The organism is Hymenobacter profundi (assembly GCF_019334315.1).
GTDB classification, from domain to species: domain Bacteria; phylum Bacteroidota; class Bacteroidia; order Cytophagales; family Hymenobacteraceae; genus Hymenobacter; species Hymenobacter profundi.
The window spans coordinates 1-811 of the sequence record NZ_JAHWGL010000213.1; the positions used below are offsets into that span (position 1 = coordinate 1).

Consider the following 811-nt stretch of genomic DNA (forward strand, 5'->3'; position numbering starts at 1 on the left):
CGTGAGAAGGTCCTTCGCTGCGCTCAGGATGACACCTTTTCTTGTTTACCAAAAACTAACCTACCGACGCCGTTCCAATGTAATGCGGGCGCGGTGGCAGATACCGCCCAGCGGCGGGTTGAATTTCGACACGCTTACGCGGGCGCCGTGGATGTAGGGGAACTCCGCCAGCACCCGGTCCAGCACGCGGTGGCCGAGGTGCTCGAGCAACCGGGCCGGGGCTTGCATTTCCTCCGCCACCACTCGGTACAGCACCTCATAGTTGACCGTTTCCTGCAACTTATCCGAAGCCCCAGCGGCGTGTAAGTCCGTGTCGATATACAGATCGACACCATACTTGTTGCCGATCTTCTGCTCTTCGTCGTAGTAGCCGTGGAAAGCGAAAAACTCCATGCCTTCCAGCGCAATCTGGCCCATATGGTGAAATGATGAGTGGTGAGATTGTGAGTAGTGAATAAAAACGCCTGTCATCCTGAGCTTGCGAAGGACCTTATTACGGTAGAACGAGTCGTTAGTACGCTAGTCGTTCTACTGTAATAAGGTCCTTCGCAAGCTCAGGTTGACAGGCGTTTTTAGTTCGTCTAAATTTCGTCGAAAAACGACTTTTCTGCCACCGCAGGCTCGGCTTTGAAGCCAGGGCCAGGACTGCCCGTGCCGGGCTGAGGCGCCGGAGCGGGCGGCACAATCTCGGGGTGGCTAGGACCTACGGGCTGAATATCCGGCCGCACGGGCTCTACGTTAGGCGAGTCGGGCTCGATGATGCGCGAGGGAGACGGCTCGTCAATGCGCGAGGGCGGCACCTGGCCGGGGT

General features: G+C 57.7%; 1 protein-coding gene and 1 pseudogene. Both read right to left on the reverse strand.

What is annotated here, in order from left to right; genetic code table 11:
• Window positions 1-60: 60 nt before the first annotated feature.
• Window positions 61-417 carry a dihydroneopterin aldolase gene (gene folB, locus KYK14_RS21945; RefSeq protein WP_185281101.1) on the reverse strand — a complete coding sequence of 119 codons (357 nt, stop codon included), beginning with the start codon at window positions 415-417 and terminating at the stop codon, window positions 61-63.
• A gap of 164 nt (window positions 418-581) precedes the next feature.
• Window positions 582-811: pseudogene (locus tag KYK14_RS21950) on the reverse strand (hypothetical protein); the annotation flags it as partial.